This is a genomic window from Blautia sp. AF19-1, assembly GCF_003479155.1.
GTDB classification, from domain to species: domain Bacteria; phylum Bacillota; class Clostridia; order Lachnospirales; family Lachnospiraceae; genus Fusicatenibacter; species Fusicatenibacter saccharivorans.
This window is the reverse complement of sequence record NZ_QUGQ01000002.1, coordinates 80,366-103,482: the sequence shown is the minus strand read 5'-3', so window position 1 is coordinate 103,482 and position 23,117 is coordinate 80,366. Positions and strand designations below refer to the sequence as shown.

Genomic DNA, 23,117 nt, shown 5'->3' with positions numbered 1-23,117 from the left:
TTTTCTGTCTATCGTTTACCGCAGGGCAGAAAAAAACTCCGCGGTTTCTTTTTTCCGCAGAGTTTTCTTTTCGTTTTTGTTTCACGCCGAATCGCGCACCACAAGGCTCACCGGCATGGTCGTCACACTCGGCACCATCTCTCCCTTTCTTCTCCGGTCGATATACGCAATGGAAAGCTCCGACATTTCCTCAATCGGCTGATGGATCGTCGTGATGGAAGGCGTGGTAATCCCGGCGATCACAGTGTCATCAAACCCGACAACTTTAATATCCTCCGGCACCCGTTTTCCCATGGCGTAAAGGCGCTGGAGTACCTGTGCGGCAATCAGGTCACTGCTTGCAAAAATGCCGTCCGTCTCCGGGTGCTCCAGAAGGCCCTTTTCAATATAGGATTCATAGTGCATGGAGCCGTAGCTTAAGCGGTCACTCAAAAGAACTTCCCCTTCAATCCCCCGCTCCCGGCAGACGCGCAGGAATCCATCCGCACGCCGGTCCGCCGGCATATCTCTTCCGACGATTCCGCCGAAATGAAGCAGATGGCGGCAGCCGCAGTCCGCAAGATGCGATGCTGCAAGCGCTCCTCCCTGCTCGTTGTCACACTGGATTGTAATGGCCTCCGTATTTTCCTCTCGCTCGAAATTGACGATCGGAATTTTCAGATCATGAAACTTTTCAATCTGCACATCGCGGCTTGCCATCACAACGCCGGTTACACGGTTGGAGATGAACATATCGAGATATTCGGTTTCTTTCTCCGGCTGATCTTTCGAGTTGCAGAGCAGAATCTTGTAGCCCCGCTTTGCCGCCGCGCTCTCGAGTGCACTGATCATTTTACTGAAAAACGGGTGCGAGATGTGCGGAACGATAACCCCGATCGTATTGGAATGCGCTTTTGCCAGGGAACGCGCCAGCTCATTCGGCTGGTAATTCATCTCCTGCATCGCCTGCGTTACTTTTTTTCTTGTCTCTTCACTGATGTATCCGCGGTTGTTGATCACACGGGAAACCGTCGTCGCCGTAACGCCGGCGCGTGCCGCTATGTCCTTGATTGTCGCCATGTTTCTCTCCTCGTCATTTTCTAACTGTTTTTCACTTTCGCCCATTATAGCACAAAAAATCTGTTTTCGGTGATTTTTTTAAAAAAGGGAACGGCAGTCGCCGATTTCGATGTTCTGGTAAAAATAGCGGAGAATCTCCTCATACGATTTTCCCTGCTCCGCCAGATGTTTCGCACCGTTCTGTGACATGCCGACGCCGTGGCCGTAGCCGCCGCCGTAAAATGTAAAGGAGACAACCGTTTCCCCTTCTTTTTCCGGAACCACGATAAAGCAGGCACTCGGAAGCAGCTCCATCTCACAGCTTACAGTTCCGTCATTTTTCTGAATCGGCCAGCCTTTCGCCGAGAGGAACTTTCGGATCTGATACTCTCCCTCGATTTCCATGGATCCTTTTTCCCCCTCGATAAGGACGGTTTCTGCCGCACCTCCCTCTGACCGCCGCCGCACCTCAATCCCCGTGATCTCCCCGATTTTCTGATCCGCTGCCCGTTCTGACAGCACATCCGCCGGAATCGTCACCTGCCAGCGGTACCAGCCGTCCTCCACTTCCAGACTTGTGCTGTCCCTTTTGGTGATAAACGATGCAAACGCCTCCTCCGTCTCCGGTTCCTGCTTCTCCCCGCCTACCGTCACGCTCTTCAGATATTCTGCCGTCTCCGCCGTATTCCACACTTCATCCGTACTCGTCTTCCCGCAGGAGGTTGAGAAAAAATACGCCTGAATTGGTTCCCCGCCGCAGGTGATGATTTTTCCTTCTGTCTCCGCCACCGCAGCGTCTGTCTCCGGCTGCGCTTCCATATTGTGGTAGACCTGGCTTTCCACGCTGTCGTCTACATCCGCGTGGTAGTTCTCCCACGTTTTTTCACGAATCCTGGCACACGCATACGTTCTCGCACAGACCGCCTGTGCTTTTAATGCCTCCTTTTCATAGGAGGACGGCATCTCACTCGGCACGACATACCGAAGATACATTTCCAGATCAAGTTCATTTACAACGAGAAGTCCCTCTTCGCTTTTATAGATGACAAAACTTCCCGGATAAACCGTCTCGTCCTCCGGCTTTCCCGTAAGGGAAACCGCCGTTCCCGCCGTCTCATCGGCCGGCACCACATGCACAACTTCCCCGCATTCCTGTTCCGTCACACAGATCGTCTCCTGCGGGGAAGCTATGTATGCGCCGTCGTTCATGGAAAGGCTTGCGTTTCCACGCAGGGACACCTGTTTCTGTGCGTATCCCAGCTTTCCGCAGTCTGTCAGAAGGACACGGATCTGCACCGGTCCGGCTGCCGTTGTTTCTTTTTGTTCTTCCTTTTTACTGTTCAGAAAAGCCGCGTTTTCCTGTTCCATGTTCTGTATCGTCTCCTCCTGCTTTTTGCCTTCCATCGTCTCCGTCCTGCTTTCTGCTGTCGCTGTCTCTTCCGGCGCATCCAGACGGCGCTTCACAACAAACAATAACAGCAGCAGGAGAATCCCCACTCCTAACAGTATCAGTTCCAATTTATCATTTTTTCTCTTCATATCTCATTCTATGCACACGGCTTTTTGTCTGATTCCTTTTCTTTTTGCGATTTTTCCTTGACAAATACCGCCCTATGGTATATAGTATGGTTGTGTATAAATTTCATATCAACATCCAGAGTGCATCAAAAGAAGATCCGTCTTTTGGTGAGAGAGGGAATTCAGGTGAGATTCCTGGGCGATCCGGTCACTGTAATCAGGGAGTGAAGCATAACAAATCCATTGTATGTCCGCAACATATGAGAAGGAATGTGGAACGATGATCTGTAAGTCAGGAAACCTGCTCTGTATGCATAGGGTTGATGCTTCCGATGAAAGCTTCCATTCAAAGACTATTATGGGATATGGAATGTCTGAAAATTTTCGATTAGATTTTTAGAAACCTTCGAGCGAGATTTATGCATTGCATTAAACGGCCGGGTAAACCGTTTCAGATTCTGGTTTCGCCTGTTCTTAGTCAGGCGCCATCCTCCGCTTAAAGGTGTCTGCTATTCCGCTTGCAGGTTGATTCAGATGGCGAAGCGGTTACCCACCTCTGAAAAGAATATGACATAACTGGTAAGATTCTGTTGGATTCGAAAACAGGGTCTTTTCTTTTTCTGTTTTTTCAGAATTCGTTTTCTGCATATTTTCCCATAAAAAGGCTCCCCGCCTGCGCTCCTGTTTTCACAGGACGCTGCAGGAAGGGAGCTTTTTTATGCTGTTTCTATAGCAAGACCCGAAAATAATGCAAAAAAGGCAGTGCTGCAGAGCGCGAATTGCAAGGAACAGATTTGAAGGCGTACCGGGGTACGACGAAAATCTGTGACGCAGTAATTCACGCTCTGCGGTGCTGAATTTTTTGCATTATTTTCGAGGATTGCTATAAAATAGGATCTTAGAAAATGAATTTGTATACGGTTGTGGTGTCGTAAGTATCGCCTGCCTCGAGGATCGGTTTCTCCTCACCCTCCTGGTTGATGGCATTCGGCACATACTGAGATTCCAGGCAGAAGCCGTTGCGTTTGTCATAGAATACCCCATTCTTTCCGGTAACCGGAGCAATGAAATTTCCGGCGTAGAACTGAACGCATGGCAGATCCGTGAAGGCTTCCATGGTGATGCCGCTCTCTTTGCAGGATGCGACTGCCATCAGCTCAATGCTTCCCTCGACAGCCTTGTCCAGGATAAAGTTGTGGTCGTAGCCGCCGGTCAGTTTGAGCTGTTCGAAATCTGCTTCGATCTCTGCTCCGATTGCTTTCTCGCTGGTGAAATCCATCGGGGTTCCCTGTACCGGTGCATGCTCGCCGGTCGGGATGGATGCAGAATCGATCACCGGGCTGAACTGCTCCGCTTTTAAGACAAGTGTCTGGTTCTCAATAGATCCGGCATCGTGGCCTGCCAGGTTGAAGTAGCTGTGGTTTGTCATGTTGACAACGGTATCCTGATCGCAGCTTCCCTCATAGTGGATTTCTACGGCGTTCTCATCGGTCAGGGTATACGTAACGGACACTTCAAAGTTTCCCGGGAATCCCTGGTCTCCGTCCGGGCTCATCAGAACGAAGGTAACGGCGCTGTCATCCGCCTCTTCTACGTTCCAGAGGCGGTAATCGTATCCGTCCGGGCCGCTGTGCAGGTTGTTGTTGTTCTCATTTTTTGCCAGCTGGTATGTTTTTCCGTGCAGTTCAAATGCTGCTCCCGCGATACGGTTTCCGTTTCTTCCGATGGTGGCTCCAAAATGGCTTCCGTCGGTCTCATAGCCGGTTACGGAGTCAAATCCAAGGACAACGTCTCTCTTCTTTCCATCCTTATCCGGAACGAGAACCGATACCAGATGTGCGCCGTAATCGGTTACACTGATTTCCATTCCGTTTTTATTGGAGAGCGTGTAGAGCAATGCTTCTTTTCCGTCTTTTGTTGTTCCAAAACCCTGTTTTTTCATGTTCCTTCTCCTTTTGGTTGTATGTAACGTATAAAAGAGAACCATTTTCATGATTCTCTTTTTTCTCTTTTGTAACCCCGGAATGCCGTTTCCCATACTTTGACTCCTAGCAACGCAAGCTAGGTGGGTAGCCGCAGTCACCATTTCTGCCTTCCACTGACGTCTGTTTCCAGGGTGGCCTGACATCCACATGACAATAATAAGCCTCCCGTTTAAAGTAAATGTAGGTTCAAAATAATGAGATCATCGAACATTCCAGGAAGTTACATTTTTCTTCTTTTCTTTTCACAATTCGGATTATACGCTATTTTGGTTCGCTTTTCAAGTATTATTGCACAATTACTCAAAAATATTCGAACAGCTTTTGTATTAAATGATAATACACACCATTCCGCCCCGGCTGTCGTTGACAATTTTCTGCATGGAATCCTGGAGTTTTGCCTGGCCATCCTCGGTGATCTGGGCGATTTTGCTGCGGATGCCGTCGTCAACGAGCTGCTCGACGGATTTGCCGAAAATGTTGGTATTCCAGATTCCCTCCGGGCTCTTTGCGCTCTCTTTGATATAGGCGATCAGATCCTCCGCCTGCTGCTCACTTCCGACGATCGGCGCAATCTCCGTCTCGATGTTGGCCTTGATCATATGAATCGACGGGCTCACCGATTTAATTTTCACGCCGTATTTGTTTCCCTGATGGATCACGGCTGGCTCCTCCAGCTGAATCTCCTCCCTCCCCGGAATCACGACGCCGTAGCCGCATCCGCGCACCGCATGAATCGCGTCCTCTACCTTGCGGTACTCTTCCCGCTGTGCCGACAGCTCGCGGATCGTCTGCACCAGATCATACTCGCCTTTGATCTCCACGCCGGCAAGTACACTCAGCATTTCATAATAATACTGCTCTTTCACCTCAATCCGCACCTTCACCGTACCGCTCGCAAGATCCATCGACTGCAGCAGTGTCTGGCTGACATACTGACTGGCAATCGCTGTTTTTCCGCCCACTGCATCCTTCAGGCGCGTCTTTTCCCTGCACATCTCACGGATCTTCTGCAGCAGCTCTGCCTTCAGCGGATGGTCATCGGCAAGAAGCTCCACCCATTTTGGAATATAAAATTCCATCTGCTGAAGCGGAAACTCATACAGCACCTTTTCGAGCATATGCAGAATATCTTCTTTGCGGAGCTGGTCGCAGTTCACCGCCATCGCTGCCACGCCGAATTTTGTTTCAAGCTCCTTTACCTGCCGCTGTGTCTCCTCCCGGTACGGTTTTTTCGCATTCACAAGAATCAGGAAGGGCTTTCCCTGCTTTTTGAGCTCCGCAACGGTCCGTTCCTCCGCCTGCAGAAAATTCTCCCGCGGCAGCTCGCCGAACGATCCGTCGCACGTCACCATAAGACCGATCGTGGAATGTTCTGCGATCACCTTCTTCGTACCGATCTCCGCCGCCTCCCGGAACGGAATCGCCTGCTCGGACCACGGTGTTTTCACCATCCGCTCCTTCTCATTTTCCAGATTTCCCGCCGCGTCCGGCACCAGAAAGCCGACGCAGTCGATCAGTCGCAGCCGGATCGGATCGCCCTCCCCAAGCTGCAGCTCCACGGCGTCTTTCGGCACAAATTTCGGCTCCACCGTTGTGATCGTCTTTCCCTCCCCGCTTAAAGGCAGGGCATCCCGTACCTCCGCCTGTTCCTTTTCCGAAAGATACGGCAGTGCCAGCACCTCCAGGAAACGGCGGATCAGGGTGGACTTTCCCGTCCGTACAGGCCCCACCACTCCGATCAGGAACTGGCCCTTCGTTCGTTTCTGAATATCGCGGTATACTGAATATGCATCCATGCGCTATTGTCCCCCTTTTGATCTTTGTTGCTATGTACTGTTATATTCTATGAGCCGGCCCCCTCTCCTATCACCAAAACTGCACTGCCGCGCACGCAAAAAAGGCACCGCCGCCCTTTTTTCGGACGCACAGTGCCTTTTTTCTGTCACTTTCTTATCTTCAGCCTATGATCAGCTGTTTTTTCTCATGGCAGCCTCTACCACATGGCCGACCAGAACAGATGTGGTAACGGATCCTACGCCGCCTGGAACCGGTGTGATTGCCTCAACGATCGGCTCAGCTTTTGCGTATGCAACGTCTCCGCAGAGTTTTCCTTCTTCGTTTACGTTGATTCCGACATCAATAACGGTCTGGCCTGCACACAGGTAAGTATCATCTACAACACCTGCACGGCCTGCTGCTACGATCACGATATCTGCCTCTTTAACTACAGACGGCATGTCTTTCGTTCTGGTATGGCAGATGGTTACGGTTGCGTTTTTCTTTAACAGCATCATGGCTGCCGGTTTTCCTACAACGAGGCTGCGGCCTACGACAACGGCTTTTTTACCGGTGCAGTCGATGCCGTAGTGGTCGAGGATCTCCATGCAGGCCTGCGGAGTACATGGCGGGAAGCCCTGTTTTGTTCCGGCGAATACGCCTACCATGGAACCGTCTGTGATACCGTCTACGTCCTTCTCCGGGGAGAGTGCTTTGATGACTGCTGCCTCATCGAGATGTTTCGGAAGCGGACGGAAAATCAGAACGCCGTGGATGGAATCGTCTTTGTTTACTTTATCGATGGTAGCCATCAGCTCTTCCTGGGTAACGTCTGCCGGGAGAAGGAATTTCTCGTATGCAACGCCTAAGGTCTCACAGCGTTTGGTTGCTCCTCTTTCGTAGGAAAGGTCATCCTCTCTCTCTCCGACACGGATGATTCCGAGAGTCGGTTTTACTCCTTTTGCTTCCAGCTCTGCTACATTTGCTTTGATCTTCTCATTTAATGCTGCTGTTACTTCTTTTCCTAATAACTGTTTTGCCATTTTTTTATCCTCCGCTTTTCTTTTCGGTCAAAGAGAACTCCTTTTGCAACCCGCTTGCTGCCGGGAAGCTTCTCTGGCCGTTTGTTTTCAGGCTTTCAGTCTTCCCAGTACGTTCCGGAAAATCTCGTCTGCTTTTACGGTATAGACCGCAAGCATTTCATCGCATTTTCGATTCAGTTCTTCTGCATATTCCCGGTTTTTCATAGATTTCGTGTTGATATATACATTCAGGGAAGCACCCTCTAAGGCTGCTTTGCAGAATGCTGCGCCAACACCTGCGTCACTGATCGCAAGTGCAGAACCTTTTGCTGCAAATTCTACGATCAGGTCGATTGCTTCGCAGCATTTTTCCATAATTTCCATTGGAACAGAGCAGGCATCCTTCAGCACAATCTCCATGACTCTTGCTTTTTCTGCCTTCTCCTCCTCTGTCTCGCGCGGCATGCCGTATGCTTTGGAGAGCGGTTCGAACACTTCTGCATCGCGCTCGATCAGGTGAAGCAGTTCGTCCTGAAGCGTGGTTGCTTTCGCCATCAGCTCTTTCATTTCCTCTTCGACATCCGCATATTTCTTTTTACCTACTGTCAGCGCACCAACCATGTTGCCAAGCGCTGTGCCGACAGCGCCAACCAGTGCAGAAGCTCCGCCACCGCCCGGAACCGGTGCTTTGGAACCGAGCACTTCTACAAACTCATTGCAAGGTACTGTTGAAAATCCCATGTTATTTTCCTCCGCTTATTTTTTTCGATCCAGAAGCCATCCTGATGGCCTCAAACCATAACTATTTTGCAGCCAGAGCCTTCAGCATATCAATTGTGACATCTCCCACAACCGCCATATCCTCTCCCTGCGTAAATGCAGCCGGGAAATTGTCCGAAAAGAGGATCTGCGCGGACGGCGGAAACTCATCATCTCCTGCCCATAAAATCAGTCGTACAAAAAGCCCTTTCATAAACTCCAGCTCATATCCGACATCACCGGATGAAATCGCCTGAGCGCCGACACGTTCCATGATTTCACGGAATGCATCCAGCTTTCCGCCAAAGCCAAACGCAAGACGGAACAGGCATCTTCCCTGGAACTGTTTAAAATAAACTTCTCCCCACGGAATCTCCCGGTACGTCAAAAATTTTCCGGTAGACGGAGCAGCTCCGCCCTCTGTCAGATAACGCAATACCAAAATTTTTGCATTCGGTTTTTTCTCGAGTGGATACCAGCCAATTATCGGCGAAACGCTTCCATCATCTCCAATATGAAATACGTTGTACTCCGGCCACGAAATCCGGTAGGAAACACCCATCAGGGAAACGGTAAACTCCTGTTTTTCCGCATCATACGGAACGTCGCACCGGCTGGAAATCTCTTTTGGATCTGCATTCTGATACACTTCCAGATAATGCTCATACGGAATACGCTCTTTGCTGTCTTTTTCGTAATTTAAGTCTACTGCCATGTAAATCCAATTCCTCTCAAAAAGGTTCGCCACAATTCAAAGCAAAACCACATGTGTTTCACCTTGAATCGTAACAGCAAGTTCTGCTTCCGTTTTATGCTTCCACAGACGGGAACATCGTCGTGTCTGTGTGCGGCAGGAAGCACGCCGCTACAAATTCATCCATATAGGTTGGTACCGTAGAGAGTTCCAGATATGTCATGTTCCGGGCAACCTCATACGTTTTCTTCTCTGCTGCTGTCGATAAAAGCATTGAGTACGCACCGGTCAGGGAAGAGTTACCAATGTAATGGAATTTTTCCAGCGGGATGTCCGGAAACATACCGATGGTAACGGCATTTTTCATGTTGATGCCGCTTCCGATACCGCCCGCTACGTAAACCTCCTCGATCATGGAAACATCCATATCCAGATAGTTCAGCATCGTACGGATCGCTGAGAAAATCGCGCCCTTGGCACGGATAAAGTTGTCGATATCTACTTCTGTAATCTCAACGTCGCGGACGCTTCCGGCTTCCTCTTCAAAGGCGATGACATAGCTTCCCATGCCATATTTGTCGTGGCAGATCCGTCTGCCTTCCCGGATAAATTTTCCCTTCGGATTAACCATTTTCGCACGGAACAGCGCTGCAATTACATCGATGATTCCGGAACCGCAAAGACCAATCGGCTTCGTTCCCTCATCTCCGATAACATGGTACGAAGGTTCCATCGTCTCCGGATCGATCGTACATTTTTCAATCGCACCGTCGGTCGCACGCATACCACAGCTGATATCGCCGCCCTCAAAGGCCGGTCCGGCCGAGCAGGCACAGCTTACCATAAAGTCAGAGTTTCCAAATGCAAGCTCGCCATTGGTACCAAGGTCAATAAAAAGACTCATCTCCGGCCGGTTCCAGATCATGCTGACCAACGCGCCGGCAGTAATATCTCCGCCCACATAGCTTCCGATGTTCGGTGCCAGAATGATATGGGCGTCCGGATGAATCGCAAGATTGACGTCCGATGCAAACAGTGAGTTTGTTTTAAAGAAGGCAGGAATATACGGCTCCATCCGAAGCGGATCTGCATTGATGCCCATCATCAGATGCTCCATGGTAGTGTTTCCGGCAATCGCCGCACGGTAAATCTGCTGACTGCTGATTTTCGCTGCGCGGCACATGTTGGAAATCATCGGGTTTAAGGTTTCTTTGATGATTGCATTCTGCAGTCTTTCATGGCCTCCCGGTTTCTGGGATTCAATGATACGGTTGATAACATCCGCACCATACCGGATCTGTCCGTTTCCGGAAGAGGCTTTTGCCAGGATTTCTCCGCTCAGCATATCCACGATCAGTGCAGAAACTGTCGTTGTTCCGATGTCGACAACGAGACCACCGACCACTGCTTTTGCTTCCATTGGAAGCATATCGTATAAAAAGACGTCATTTGCCGTAACCCGGACGACACACTGTGCCTGAAAATGGGATTCCCGAAGGACATCCGGCATTTTTTTCAGTACAGAGTACGGAATCCGTACCCGTTCAAGCCCCGTCGCTGCCTGTACAGCCCAGGTTACTCTCTCGTTATCCGGCATCGTATCATCCAGAGTAGGCTCTTCCATTGAGATTGTAATCACCTGCATGCTGTTTTTCAATTCCAGGCCGGCGTCTGTAATTTTCTTTTTCGTATCTTCAAAAATTGCAATTTCACTCGGTGAACTAAGGTCTGCCACTTTCATGCGGCTCCGGTAAGCGGATGCAATGTCCGGCACTTCCACTTCAACATCGCCTTTGACGGTGCTGACGCACGCCAGTCTCCAGCCATTCTGATATTCTTCCTCAGAAATATGGCGGGTTATTTTGGAATCCAGCTCACCGCTCACAAGACGAACGCGGCATTTACCGCACGATGCGTTTCCGGAACACGGTGCATCGATCGGCACATTGCTCTTCTGCGCTACTTCAAGAAGGCGCTCACCCTCGGTTGCGTAGGTGACTACCGGTTCTCCTTCTTCAAATCGAAAGGTTACTTTTGCCATAATCTGTAAATCCCCCAGTCGTATATATTCTCCGCTTTTTTTATTTTTCCGCTTTTAGATAGAAAAACCCCTGATGGTGCCTCAGGTTTTCGCAAACGCTGCGGCACCATCAGGGGAAAACCTGCGAGATTTAAAGATTAAAGCTCCAGATAAGAATCTGCATACAGAGTGTTGCCTTTGAATACGTCACAGGATTTAATGGTCTCCATCAGTCTCAGGTCATTCGGGTTAACGATGGCGCTGGTCAGACCCTGCATCATAGCCATAGCTACAAGTGCGGAATCCATGATCGGACGGATGTTTTTCGGCATACCGTTGGAGTTGTTGGAAAGTCCGCCGGTAGAATTCAGTCCCATATCGCTGAACATCTTGATGCACTCAAGAACTTCCATCTGTTTGTCCTGCATTCCTTTTACAACCAGAAACAGCGGGTCAAACCACAGATCGGTCGGCTCCATACCATGCTCCATACCTCTTTCCAGAAGGGTCTGGCAGTACATCATACGCTCGTCGTTGTCTTTTGCAATTCCTTCACCGTTGCAAAGTGCAATAACGATTGCATCGTTTGCAGCCGCAAGGTCAACGTACTCGATTCTTCCTGCAGCATCTGCAGAGTTTACGATCGGTTTTCCTTTGGAACGATTGTATACAGAGATACCAGCCTCAATTGCTTTTTTGTTGGATGTATCCAGAGCCAGCGGAACATTGTCAAAATTGCTCTGCAGCAGCTCAACAGCCCACTTCATAATGTCCTCTCCATCATTTTCAGCCGGTCCGATGTTTACATCAAGGTAAACGGCACCAGCATCCAACTGCTGTTTTGCTCTCTTTAAAATTGGCTCTTCATCTCTTGCTGCGAATGCTTTGTTTACAGTAGGAGCTGTAACAGAAAGTCTTTCGCCGATGGTTACAAATTTTGCCATATCTCTTCTCCTTTTCTTTTGGGAATCCCCCATAATTATTTTTTCACGGGAGAAACTTCCGGATACCGGAGTTCCTCCCGGATTTTTTATGTATTACAGTTCTCCGTTTGCCTGCAGATCTTTCATGAATTTCACAAGCTGAACTGCCTCAAGCGGAGCAACGATTACTTCCCATCCAGGAAGTTTGGACTCAATGTCGCCCTTTAATACGGCTACTTTACCAGGAATGATAACTTTTCTGGATTTTACTTTATCTTCTACATTCTCTTTGAAGAATTTGGAGATAGAGTTACCGGAGAATTTACCTGCTGCCCAGGAAGTCAGTACGGAAAGTCCGCCGGCATCGTTGATTACAAGGTTAACCGGAACTCCGGATCTCTCGAGCTCTCCGGATACCAGGAAATAGGTCAGGGCAAAGTCTACTGTGGTCAGGCAGATCGAATTTTCATCTGCGCCGTTCAGCGGGTAGATGCCCGGCTCTACTTTCATCGGTTTCTGCGGATCGGTAAATACGTTCTGGCGAAGTCCGAATACCGGAAGTGCCTCTGCGTATCCCATCTCCTCAAGAACGATGATGGAACCGTATTTCATGGTGAACAGGGAAAGCAGTGCCTGCTGCATATATCTGTCGCCCTGTGCGATTTTTGCCAGATTTACAATAGACGGATAACCGAAGGTACGGTCTGTATCCTTTAAGGATGCACGTCTTACCTGTACGGTAGTAGCGAAAGTCTCTTTGATGGTCGCTTCTGTGGTATCAAGAACAAGGTTCTTGTTGCCGAGTTTCTCGATTGCTTCTACGGTGTCGTGAAGCTCATCAATGTTTGCGCCGCTAACGCCGAGAACAACGCCTGCCTCTGTGGCAAGTTTGCTCATCTCTTCATAGTTGGATGCATTTGCACCATTCAGGATCGGTTTGCCTGCTTTGCATACTTCCAGAGCAGCTTTTGCAGCATCTGCGTCTTCACAGCCAAGTACCAGAACTTTTCCGGTTGCTGCTGCTTTCGTTACAAGAGATACGTATTTGTCTACGCCATTTCCGGCATAGTTTACATACAGCATCTCTGCGCACATACGCTCACCGATACGGTCGTAATCAACTTTTTTGTCTTCTTCCAGTTTTGCATCGATCTCTTCGTCAGACATGCAGCTGCAGAGAGATACCGCATAACGGGTTTTGCTTACAAATGTTTTCTCATGACGATAGAGGACCGTCTCTCCGCCAAGAGTGTACTCACTGTCGCCGGTTCCGACTTTGATCGTCTTCATTGGCGGTGCGGTAGCTTCGGAAAGCTGTGCCATAGCGTCGTCAGACATATATGGGCACGCTGAAATATCCATAGCGCCCTGTGCAACCTTCATGGAGAATGCCATACAGGTCGGACATCCGCACTCCTTACAGTTTTTCTTTGGGGTCATTTTAAAAATCTGAATACCTGATAATGCCATAATTCTTTATCCTCCTAATCTCTTCCTTACGTACTGATTACATCAGTTCCTGAATCATTTTGGAAATGGTTGCAACAGACTGTGGATGTTTGAGGATAACTGCATCAGAACCAGAAGCCAGAGATGCGGCTGCTGTCTGAATCTCCATAGAGACTCCTCGTACTTCCTGATTTCCCCATTCCGGAGATTCCTCTTCTGTTGCCATTGCCTCTTTTACATTCCATGTCTCAGAAGCGATTGGAGTAATAATTGGCATCTGCAGCATTTTATCGTCCTGGGATAATGCTGCTGCTTTGATACGGTCCAGTGTAGATACTACGTACTCATATCCGTATCCGACTGCTGCAGAACCTACGTTCATAACAATGCTGTCTGCGCTGACACCGAGCTGGGTCATAACAACATTCAGCTGTTTTGCAAGGTTGATATCTACAGCGGACTCAGCGCCGACTTTCTGGTTGTATGCCAGACCTGCGGCTGCACCAACTGCCTTGTAATCTTCTTCTCTTGCGGACATAACAAGAACGTTTCTTCCCTGAAGGACCTCTGCTACTTTTGTGAGCAGTTCGGAATCCTTCTCAACGTTTTTACATCCTTCTACAACAAGCGGCACGTCAACGGCATCAGCAACCTCTTTGACTGTCTCAATGAGTTCTTCTACCGATTTGTTCAGACCGTTCGGGTCTCCGCCTGCCAGACGAAGGCAGAGGAAATCTGCACCTTCCATAGCTGCTGCTTTTTTTGCAATCTCGCCCATGGTAGCTGCACCTTCATAGTATGCTTTTACGCTTTCCGGTTCTCCTTCCATACCAAGGTCTGTGATTTCAACGCCGACCTTCGGTCCGTTTTTGATTTCACCGTCGAAAGCATAGAATGGTAATACGTTTTCTCCGCCAAGAGTTACGGTTTTGTCTCCGCTGCCGATTACAACGGATTTAATTGCTGCATTAAACTTTTGTGGTTTGCGATTAAACGGCATAAAAAAAGCCTCCTTAAAAATAAAATTCCATACAGGCATATCTCCATGATTCCGCTTCATGGACACACCTGTTATTATTTTAACGTTTTTTCCCGGAGAATGCAAGATTTACCAGGATATTTTCCAAGATTTTCTGACAAAAAGTATCCGTTTTCTTTTCGTCAGCCGTTTTTTCCCAGAAAATCACTTTACAGCTGCCGGCATGTGCCGGAAAGGGCTTCCTCCTCCGCTTTGGAATCCCCTCCCAAGCCATGCCGGTCTGCTTATTCTTTCACAGGATAAGCCTGTAAAATACGAATTACATCATTGGATCCATGCCAAGTGCCGGATGACCTTTCTCGGTCAGGAATGCAACCAGTGTCTCCGGATCTTCTGCGATGGTCTCATCACCGATCATATCGGTAAAGTTGTCGATACCGTACAGCTCTTTTGCTGTTTCATTCAGTTTCTCTGCAACCTGCTCTTTCAGCTCTTTCGGCATCCATACGATACGGGCAACACCGCCTTCTGCTTTCATAAACTTCTTGGAAGCGATAAAGTGTTTGCCGTGTCCCATGAATCCAGGAGTCTGAACACCGCCGCCTGTCATGGAAGCCAGCTCGGAGAAAGTCATTCCCAGAGGAGTCATGCCTGCGTACTCACGGTTTGCGATGCAGACACCGTTGGAGAACGGCTCGATACCACAGATACACTCGAAGCATCCGCAGGATGTCATTGGTTTTTCCATGATGGAGTACAGAGATACATCATCAAGAGCACCCTGGGAAAGTTTACGAACAGCCTCGTTAACATCCTCGTACTCACCGATTCTCTCATCGATTACTTTTTCTTTTGTGATAACCTGGCAAGGTCCGTTCGGATCCAGCTCGTTGGTAGCTTTTGCATCCAGCCATGAAACAGCACCGCAAAGTCCGAGACGCTCTGGTGTAACAACACATACATGGCTCGGGGAGAATGCCTGGCACATGATACAGCTGTAGTATACCGGTACGGATTCATCTGTCATGGTAGACAGACGCTCGTCACGTTTGTCGAATACCGGGATTGCAATTTCGTGGCGGATCTTGGTACAGTCTTCCGGATTGGTGTAGATCTTAACCTGGCATTTGTCAACAACAGCCTCGAACTCGTTCTTCACCTGTGCGTACAGAACTTCTCCGAAGTGTTTTGCACGGAAGCCTGCGTTGAAAGCTTCTTTGCTGACACGGATACGGATCATATCACGCTGTCCGGTATGCATCACACCTTCGATGCAGTTCAGGTAGCTGTGGAATTTACGCTCAAATACAGGCTCGAAATCCGGCTGCATGCTCTTTCCGGCAACCTCAACAACGTATGCAATGCTGTGCTTGGAACCTACTTCGAACTCGTCGATGTCCGGTCCGATCAGCTCGATCTTGTGATCTTCTACTTCGGAAGCATCTTTTGTCTGAACCAGCTCGCAGCAGTCTACGCGGGAACCGTCAAACTCAACCTGCATATCACCACGGCGGATGATTTCACCCTCGAATGCAGATGCGAATGCAACCGGGATATCAATGTTGGTGATTTTGATCTTGATATCGCGTGCTTCCAGAGAAGTTGCGTTGAATTTGGAAACGTCCTTCTGGATAATAAGGCTCTTCGGAATAGCCGGAACGTCTTTGTCATCGTTTGTGATAACCGGAAAGCCAAGTGCAATCGCACCAGCGCCGCATGCAACGATCACATCATCCAGAGGAGCAAAAGCATTTACGAATGCCGGTACACGGTCTTTGGTGTAGGTCATCAGTGCGCCTGCATCGCCTGCAGTTACGTTACCGAAGATCAGGGCTGCACGGATTGCTACGGATACAGCATGGATAACAGATGTTACGTCTTTTCCAAGCGGGATGACACGTACGTTTGCGCCGGTCTTGTATCCCAGTTCCTGACACTGATCAATGATTCCGCCAACCAGTGTTACAAGAATACCCTGTGCCTGATAGCTCTTAACCAGATCCACGCCTTCCTGTGCGGTCGGAGCGCTTCCAAGGATAACAGCTACGCCCGGGATATCGCCTGTTACAAGCGGCACACCAAGCTCACGGATGATGGCATCGCTTAAATGGCCGTAGCACGGCTCATCATATGGTTTTGCACCGTCGATGTATTTAATTGCCTCGATGAACTCTGCGCAGAGTGCAGTTGCAACACCGGACATAAATACATCATTCAGCTGATTTTCTCTTGTCATCAGAGATTTTACCACGCCAAGAGCCTCTTTCATCTCTTTTAAGTTGGTAACCTTTACTCCTGTTACAGCATAGTAACACGGAAGTGCGTAAGCAGTGTCCGGGAAGCTGACTGCTTTTTCCTCTCCGTTTGCTGCGATTGCGGCATCAACGGCAGCTTCGGTAAGACCGTATACTGCATCATTTCCGCCAAATACTCTCTCGAATAATGTCATGTGTTTTTCCTCCTATCACACTTTTTCCATGCCAGGCATGTTTGACTTATCGATTTTTGTTTTTATTTTCCGTATCTCTTCTACTGCAGCCGCGCTGTAATCATATGGAGACGAACCTTCCCTGTCCGCTTCCATAATTTCCGGGTTGTAGTGGACCATGCCCAGAAGATCCTCCGGGGGGATACGGTCCTGTATGAATGCCTCATCTTTTTCGTCGCGTACTTTGTTTGCCACGACATGAACCTGATGAACGCCAAGCTCTTCGGCCAGACGTTTGACATTCTTATAGGTCTGAATACTTCTTGCACCCGGCTCGATGACTACGATGAACATATCCATGCCCTCCGTCGTTCCTCTTCCCAGATGCTCAAGGCCTGCTTCCATGTCGAGGATGACAACATCCCCTCTGTGAAGGACCAGGCTGTTGATGATTCTCCGCAGCATCACATGCTCCGGGCAGACACAGCCGCTTCCGGCCGTCTCCACGGTGCCAAGCGTCAGGAGTTTGACTCCGTTGTACTCTTTGCTGTATTTATCGGGAATATCACTTACTCTCGGATTTATTTTGTAAAACCGGTTGTCTGCACTTGCCTCGGTGCGCTCTTCGATCAGTTTTCTCATTTTGGTAATCGGAACGATCGAATCGAGGATTTCTTCCGGAAATCCAAGCGCAAGGCCCAGATTGGCATCCGGATCGACATCTGCAGCCAGAACCGGATGGCCTTCTTCTGCATAAAGTCTTGCAAGGGTCGCTGCGATGGTTGTTTTTCCTACGCCACCCTTTCCAGTTACTGCTATTTTCATTTTACACCTTTTCACTTCAAAAAGGGCGGTCTCTTTTTACGTCAGGGACCGCCCTGTCCTTTTTATACGCCGAGTGCGGCACGTTTCTCTTCGATTCGTGCGAGCATTGCATCGCCCAGCTTGTCGATGTCTTTTTCTACTGTGTAAGCTGCCTCAACCCAGTCGCGGACACCGTTGGTCAGAAGTCCTGTTACCTCAGTGGATCCGGATACGTACGGCTCTACGCCAAGGTAAGTATCGATACCGGTTGCTACAACATAGTTTCCGATGGAAACTGCTTTCTCAGACATCCACTCCGGAGCACATCCGACAACCGGAAGCTGGGAAATATTGACATTACCGATTTTAGCAAGTTCTGCTACAAGAACCATCATACGGGAGATATCAACGCAGGATCCCATGTGGAGTACCGGCGGGATATCAGCCAGCTCGCAGACACGTTTCAGGCCTGCACCGCAGAGATCTTTAGCACGTTTGTCCATCAGACCTGCTCTTGCTGCTGCCTGTGCAGAGCATCCGGAAGCAACGATGATAACGTCGTGCGCGATCAGCTTCTTCATCAGCTCGATGTGAGCGGTGTCCGGACGGACTTTCGGGTTGTTGCATCCTACCATGGCAACTGCACCGCGGATAACGCCGGATGCCACACACTGCCACAGCGGCATCAGAGTTCCGGTCTGGTCAACCTGGGAATTGGTTACTTTATCCAGAGTCTTAATGATGGACTCAAAAGAGTATCCCACGGTTGCTTTCTGCTTCATATGCGGGATATGTACCAGCTCCGGTTTCCGGTTTTTAAAGTTTTCAATTGCCATTTTTACGATGGCTTTTGCATTCTCACCTGCTGTTTTTGCGTTGAAACGAATGTATTCTGCATCCGGCATCTGCGCAATCGGGCTGGTGGTAACGAATTTAGTATGGAAACATTTGCTTAAAGGTCCAAGGGCCGGGAAAATACACTGTACGTCAACAACGATGGCCTCGCAGGCACCGGTCAGTACCACGTTTTCCTGCTGCAGGAAGTTACCTGCCATCGGCACGCCGCGGCGCATTGCTACTTCATTGGAAGTACAGCAGACACCTGCTACGTTGATTCCCTTTGCTCCCATTTCTTTTGCATATGCGATCATCTCCGGATCGTCTGCGTATTCGCAGATCATCTCGGAAAGTGACGGATCATGGCCATGAACGATGATATTTACTTCATCTTCTTTCATAACACCAAGGTTTGCCTCGGTTTCGATCGGCTTTGGAGTTCCGAACAGTACGTCAGAGAACTCGGTACCCATCATGGAGCCGCCCCATCCATCGGAAAGTCCGGAACGAAGGGACTGGCGAACGAGTGCTTCCGGAAGGGAAGAACATCCCATATGGGTCATATGAAGAGAACATGCAACCTCACGGTCAATCGCACGCGGTGCGATTTCTTCTCTCTCCCAGATTTCCTGTGTATGCTGCGGAGCACGTTTCAGGAATCTCTGTGTTCCGAACGGTTTACCATACTCTAAAAGAGCCAGCTCGGACATCTCATGTGCCAGATCATAGATATCTTTTCCTTCTGTCTCTACGCCCCACTCTTTTGCAATACGGATCAGTTTCTCCGGATCTTTTACTTTGTAGTTTCCGTTTGGATCAGCCTCATGCAGTGTGTGGCAGATCTCACGGCCATGATCGGAATGTGTTGCGGAACCGCCTGCTGTAAAGCGCAGGAAGTTACGTCCTACAATACCGTGTACATCGCATCCGCAGATTCCTCTCGGTGCCTTTGGTGTAATACGGCAAGGTCCCATCGTACAGATACGGCAGCAGGTTCCCTGCTCACCGAATTTACAGTGCGGGGTCTGGTTTTTTACACGAAACTGCCATGCGTCAGCGCCAACCTTTGCACCATTTTCCAGGAGCTCATTCGTGGCCTGTTCGAATTCTTCTACGCTTGTTAATTTGAATTCGCTCATCTTGTCCTCCTCAAGATTGTATTTTAATATTTTTATGGTAAAAACATCCTCCCATGGGGGATATTTTACTTTTGAAATATCCCTCCGTCTGCAGCGTGTACAAAGCGGAGGGCAGATTCTCTGTTTTTATAAATCAAGGTTTTCTACGATTTTCTTTAATGCCGCGCGTACCGGAGAGTCTTCCGGCAGACGTACGGTTGGTTTTCCGTCACAGTCATATTCATAAACCTGATCATCGTGCGGAACAACGCCAAGGAGAGTTAATCCCTGTTTTTCAATTTCCTCACGGGTTCCCTCATTTAACACGCCATTCGGCGCACGGTTTACGATCAGTCCTACCTGCTTCGGCTTCATATCGCATTCTTTGATCAGCTCCGCGATTCTCGCAGCGGCCTGTACTCCTCTTCTTGAGCAGTCACTGACCAAAATAGCTGTATCCATTCCCGGAAGTATACCACGGCTGATATGCTCCATGCCTGCCTCGTTATCCACAACCATGAAGGGGTAATTCGGATACAGCTTTGCAAGCTGATTCTGCAGAAGTCCATTGACGAAGCAGTAGCAGCCTTTTCCCTGTGTTCTTCCCATCACAAGCAGGTCAAAATCATCTTCCTCAGTCAGAGCGCCTGCAAATTTAAATTCCGCATAATCTGCCTTGCTCATACCTGCCGGAATCGGGTTTTTGGATGCCATCTCTGCACGGGCAATCTCCTCCCGGATATCTCCAAGGGTAGCTTCTACTTCTACACCGAGTACCTCATTCAGGTTTGAGTTTGCGTCCGCATCAACTGCAAGAACAGGACCTTTTCCTGACTCGCAGAGATACTGGATCAGCAAGCCGCATAATGTTGTTTTTCCAACGCCGCCTTTTCCGGCGACAGCTATTACGTGTGCCATAAAAATCGGATGCCTCCCAAATTCAAGTAATTAATTCATTAAACCAGTGTGCAAAGGCCGGATCTGTCGATGATTTCAGATACGTCTTTCCATTTATTCAGTGCATACAGATGAATTCCATTGACACCGAGTGCACGGTATGCATCAATCTGTTTTACGGTATATTCGATACCCTCTTCTTTGAACTCTGCAACTTTCTTGTCGTAGAATACGTCGAACGGTTTGCCCTCTGCATCTTTTGCTGCAAATGGGTTCGGGAACAGCCAGTGTCTGGAGATCATTCTGGAAAGCTCTCTGTCCATAACACAGCCGTTTCTGGAAAGTGCCATGTTGATGGTAGCTGCCTGATCCAGGATCGGCATAACTCCAACGTCTACCGGCATGGTGATTCCTGCTTTACGGATTGCATCGAGCCAGTATTTGAACTGCTCCATATCCCAGCAGAGCTGTGTCATGATGTAGTCAGCTCCGTTGTCCTGTTTCTGTTTCAGAACTGCGATATCAGACTCCAGACTTCTGCAGGAGATGTGGCCTTCCGGTGAACCTGCAACAGCGATTTCAAATTTGTCGCCGTAGGTATCACGTACGAATTTTACAAGATCCGTAGCGTAGTCAAAGTCACCGCAGGTTGTGGTCTCGCCAAGCGGAATATCACCGCGCAGTGCCAGCATGTGGTCTACGCCGTCAGCCAGATACTGATCCAGCTGTTCTTTAATTCCTTCTTTTGTGTTTTTGATAACGGTGAAATGAGTAACCGGTGTGGTTCCGGCATTTTTGATCATCTGACATACTTCACGGTTTGCTCCGACGTTTCCGCCGCCTGCTCCGTATGTACAGGAAATGTAAGACGGGTTGTACTTCATCAGGTGGTCGATGGTACCCGGCAGATTCTGCAGTCCCTTCTCTGTCTTTGGCGGGAACAGCTCAAAAGACAGAAGGGTCTTGTTTTTCATCTCTTCTGAAAGTTTCATAATTCAATTTACCTCCGCTTTAATATAATATATTCCTATTCTAAGTCCCGGTTCGCCTGTTCTGTTTGTTCCGATTCGCAGACCCCGGGGTCTTAAAACCGCTTTTATAGAATAACTGGTTCCGTCAACCAATTATCATTCACAGTCCAGCTCTACGATGCTGTTTGCAAGATCTACCATTTTGATCTTACCCTGCAGTCTGATCTCTTCGCCCAGGATGTCGCGGATGAGAACGTATTCTCCATCGACATCGATGCGGCTTACATTTTTACAGACAACTGTGTTCTCCGGATTTTTGTATACCGTTGCAAGGCACATAGCTTACGCCTCCTCTACTTAACTTCTTTCAAATGCTCTTTTACAAGCGTCAGTGCAAGGGACAGGCGCATATTGCCTTTCTGGAAATCGGATACTCCCTCCCTGATCTGTTTTGCGGCGTCCGCCATTCCGGCTTTTTCCAGTTTGTCGGCCATCTCGTCGAGTTCTGCTGCGTGATGTTCATTGTGCTGCAGCATATAGGTTAAAAGGGCAAGATTCTCGTCCTTGCATTTTTCTTCGGAACCGCATGCATTGCAGGCATGTCCGCAGTCTTCTCCCTCGTGATGATGGTCATGGTGATGATGGTGCTCGTCGTGAGCTCCGTGCGGAATGGGATTTCCATTCTCGTCATATAATAAATGCATAATATGGCCTCCTCTGTCCCCGTTTTTCTGCTCTGCCGTCCGTTTCGTCCGCTTTTGTTTTCCTGAAACGTCCTGCAGATTGTACAGGGAATGATAAATAAATATCAATTCAAACTTATTATACTCTATTTCATGCACAAAATCAATACGGCCTCCACAAAATTTCTGTACAATTCGCCGTACAGGCCGTCCTGGCATCCTTCTTTTTTCTTGCGTGGCTTGTTATTTTTTTCATTTCCCGATTGTGTTAAACTTTTTTAATATATTTGGTCTGATTTCTTTAAATTTTCATGTTATACTAAACATAATTATGAGAGAAATACGGCAGAATCTTTTTTTGATTCAAGATACGGAGGGTTTTTATGGCACTTTCTATTCCAACCATCACATTGAACGACGGCAGAGCGATGCCGCTTCTGGGGCTTGGCACTTACAAATCGACAGAAAAAGAGGCAGAAAAAGCAATTGTCACCGCGGCAAAATACGGCTACCGTCTGATCGATACCGCCTCCTCCTATAAAAATGAGGACAGCATCGGCCGCGGGATCCGCGCAAGCGGGATTCCGCGGGAAAACTTTTTTATTACCACAAAGGTATGGAATACCGCGCAGCGGGTCGGTGATATCGAAGGTGCCTTCAACCGCAGCCTCGACCGTCTCCGTCTCGACTACGTTGATCTTTACCTGATTCACTGGCCGGTGCCGGGCTGCTACCCGGAGACATGGCGCGCACTCGAAAAAATCCGCGAATCCGGGCGTGCAAAATCGATCGGCGTCAGCAACTTCGAGGAGCCGCACCTTACCGCCCTCTTTGAATTTTCCGGCATCATCCCGGCCGTCAACCAGATCGAATGCCATCCGCTCTGGAACCGGAAACCGCTCATCGCTTTCTGCCGTTCACATGGAATCGCCGTTCAAGCGTATGCGCCGCTCGCAAGAGGTCTTTATCTGAACCGTGAGATTATGCAGCAGCTGGCAGAAAAGTATGTACGCACTGAAGCGCAGATCGGCCTCCGCTACCTCGTCCAGCAGGGCATCAGTGTCATCCCGAAATCGACACAGCCGGACCGCATTTTTGCCAACGCGGATGTCTTCGACTTCGAACTTTCTGAAGCCGACATGGCGCTCATCGACACGATGGACGAACAGCTCCGCTCCGCTTCCATACCGGATGACCTGCTGTAACTGCGGATTCA

General features: G+C 49.0%; 19 protein-coding genes, 1 other RNA gene and 1 riboswitch. Of the genes, 1 reads left to right on the top strand and 19 read right to left on the bottom strand.

Annotation, left to right across the window (positions count from 1 at the left end; genetic code table 11):
• Positions 1–81 precede the first annotated feature (81 nt).
• The 19 genes from DWX26_RS01600 to DWX26_RS01510 form a co-directional block, all read right to left on the bottom strand.
• The gene (locus DWX26_RS01600) at positions 82–1,059 is read right to left on the bottom strand and encodes a LacI family DNA-binding transcriptional regulator (protein ID WP_118600602.1); all 978 of its coding nucleotides are present in this window, start codon (positions 1,057–1,059) and stop codon (positions 82–84) included.
• Between the two features lie 78 nt (positions 1,060–1,137).
• Complete coding sequence (locus DWX26_RS01595) at positions 1,138–2,556, bottom strand: SpoIID/LytB domain-containing protein (protein ID WP_158580577.1); 1,419 nt, start codon at positions 2,554–2,556, stop codon at positions 1,138–1,140.
• Positions 2,557–2,678: 122 nt separating this feature from the next.
• Positions 2,679–2,879: riboswitch (cobalamin riboswitch) on the top strand.
• Positions 2,880–3,454: 575 nt separating this feature from the next.
• Positions 3,455–4,498 (bottom strand): aldose epimerase family protein, encoded by a 1,044-nt coding sequence (locus DWX26_RS01590; RefSeq protein ID WP_055218365.1) that lies wholly within the window; start codon positions 4,496–4,498, stop codon positions 3,455–3,457.
• Between the two features lie 70 nt (positions 4,499–4,568).
• Positions 4,569–4,763: non-coding RNA, 6S RNA (ssrS, locus tag DWX26_RS01585), on the bottom strand.
• Between the two features lie 104 nt (positions 4,764–4,867).
• On the bottom strand, positions 4,868–6,337 hold the full coding sequence (gene spoIVA / locus DWX26_RS01580; RefSeq protein WP_022461834.1) for a stage IV sporulation protein A: 1,470 nt from the start codon (positions 6,335–6,337) through the stop codon (positions 4,868–4,870).
• A gap of 171 nt (positions 6,338–6,508) precedes the next feature.
• The gene (locus tag DWX26_RS01575) at positions 6,509–7,360 is read right to left on the bottom strand and encodes a bifunctional 5,10-methylenetetrahydrofolate dehydrogenase/5,10-methenyltetrahydrofolate cyclohydrolase (RefSeq protein WP_117509041.1); all 852 of its coding nucleotides are present in this window, start codon (positions 7,358–7,360) and stop codon (positions 6,509–6,511) included.
• An 87-nt stretch (positions 7,361–7,447) separates the two neighbouring features.
• Positions 7,448–8,080, bottom strand: coding sequence for a cyclodeaminase/cyclohydrolase family protein (locus DWX26_RS01570; RefSeq protein ID WP_055218112.1), 633 nt, complete (start codon positions 8,078–8,080; stop codon positions 7,448–7,450).
• 61 nt (positions 8,081–8,141) lie between these two features.
• Positions 8,142–8,813, bottom strand: a complete 672-nt coding sequence (locus DWX26_RS01565; protein WP_055226447.1) for a DUF3786 domain-containing protein — start codon at positions 8,811–8,813, stop codon at positions 8,142–8,144.
• A gap of 94 nt (positions 8,814–8,907) precedes the next feature.
• Entirely contained in the window at positions 8,908–10,833 is a 1,926-nt protein-coding gene (acsV, locus tag DWX26_RS01560) for a corrinoid activation/regeneration protein AcsV (RefSeq protein WP_118600600.1), read from the bottom strand.
• Positions 10,834–10,970: 137 nt separating this feature from the next.
• Positions 10,971–11,756 (bottom strand): carbon monoxide dehydrogenase/acetyl-CoA synthase methytransferase subunit, encoded by a 786-nt coding sequence (gene acsE / locus DWX26_RS01555; RefSeq protein ID WP_022462424.1) that lies wholly within the window; start codon positions 11,754–11,756, stop codon positions 10,971–10,973.
• Positions 11,757–11,849: 93 nt separating this feature from the next.
• On the bottom strand, positions 11,850–13,205 hold the full coding sequence (gene acsC, locus DWX26_RS01550; RefSeq protein ID WP_022462425.1) for an acetyl-CoA decarbonylase/synthase complex subunit gamma: 1,356 nt from the start codon (positions 13,203–13,205) through the stop codon (positions 11,850–11,852).
• A 37-nt stretch (positions 13,206–13,242) separates the two neighbouring features.
• Positions 13,243–14,184 carry an acetyl-CoA decarbonylase/synthase complex subunit delta gene (gene acsD, locus DWX26_RS01545; RefSeq protein ID WP_055226450.1) on the bottom strand — a complete coding sequence of 314 codons (942 nt, stop codon included), beginning with the start codon at positions 14,182–14,184 and terminating at the stop codon, positions 13,243–13,245.
• A 298-nt stretch (positions 14,185–14,482) separates the two neighbouring features.
• Positions 14,483–16,612, bottom strand: a complete 2,130-nt coding sequence (acsB, locus tag DWX26_RS01540) for an acetyl-CoA decarbonylase/synthase complex subunit alpha/beta (RefSeq protein ID WP_022462427.1) — start codon at positions 16,610–16,612, stop codon at positions 14,483–14,485.
• Between the two features lie 15 nt (positions 16,613–16,627).
• Entirely contained in the window at positions 16,628–17,416 is a 789-nt protein-coding gene (locus tag DWX26_RS01535; protein WP_022462428.1) for an ATP-binding protein, read from the bottom strand.
• Positions 17,417–17,478: 62 nt separating this feature from the next.
• Positions 17,479–19,371: an anaerobic carbon-monoxide dehydrogenase catalytic subunit gene (gene cooS / locus DWX26_RS01530; protein ID WP_117760360.1), complete on the bottom strand. Its 1,893-nt coding sequence runs from the start codon at positions 19,369–19,371 to the stop codon at positions 17,479–17,481.
• A 126-nt stretch (positions 19,372–19,497) separates the two neighbouring features.
• The gene (locus DWX26_RS01525; protein ID WP_022462430.1) at positions 19,498–20,268 is read right to left on the bottom strand and encodes an ATP-binding protein; all 771 of its coding nucleotides are present in this window, start codon (positions 20,266–20,268) and stop codon (positions 19,498–19,500) included.
• Positions 20,269–20,306: 38 nt separating this feature from the next.
• Complete coding sequence (locus tag DWX26_RS01520) at positions 20,307–21,239, bottom strand: methylenetetrahydrofolate reductase (protein WP_022462431.1); 933 nt, start codon at positions 21,237–21,239, stop codon at positions 20,307–20,309.
• A 135-nt stretch (positions 21,240–21,374) separates the two neighbouring features.
• Positions 21,375–21,557, bottom strand: a complete 183-nt coding sequence (locus tag DWX26_RS01515; RefSeq protein WP_117509049.1) for a CooT family nickel-binding protein — start codon at positions 21,555–21,557, stop codon at positions 21,375–21,377.
• Between the two features lie 14 nt (positions 21,558–21,571).
• Positions 21,572–21,922 carry a hypothetical protein gene (locus DWX26_RS01510; RefSeq protein ID WP_055218122.1) on the bottom strand — a complete coding sequence of 117 codons (351 nt, stop codon included), beginning with the start codon at positions 21,920–21,922 and terminating at the stop codon, positions 21,572–21,574.
• Positions 21,923–22,284: 362 nt separating this feature from the next.
• Here DWX26_RS01510 and DWX26_RS01505 point away from each other — a divergent pair, with 362 nt between their 5' ends.
• Entirely contained in the window at positions 22,285–23,106 is an 822-nt protein-coding gene (locus DWX26_RS01505; RefSeq protein ID WP_055218124.1) for an aldo/keto reductase, read from the top strand.
• Positions 23,107–23,117 lie beyond the last annotated feature (11 nt).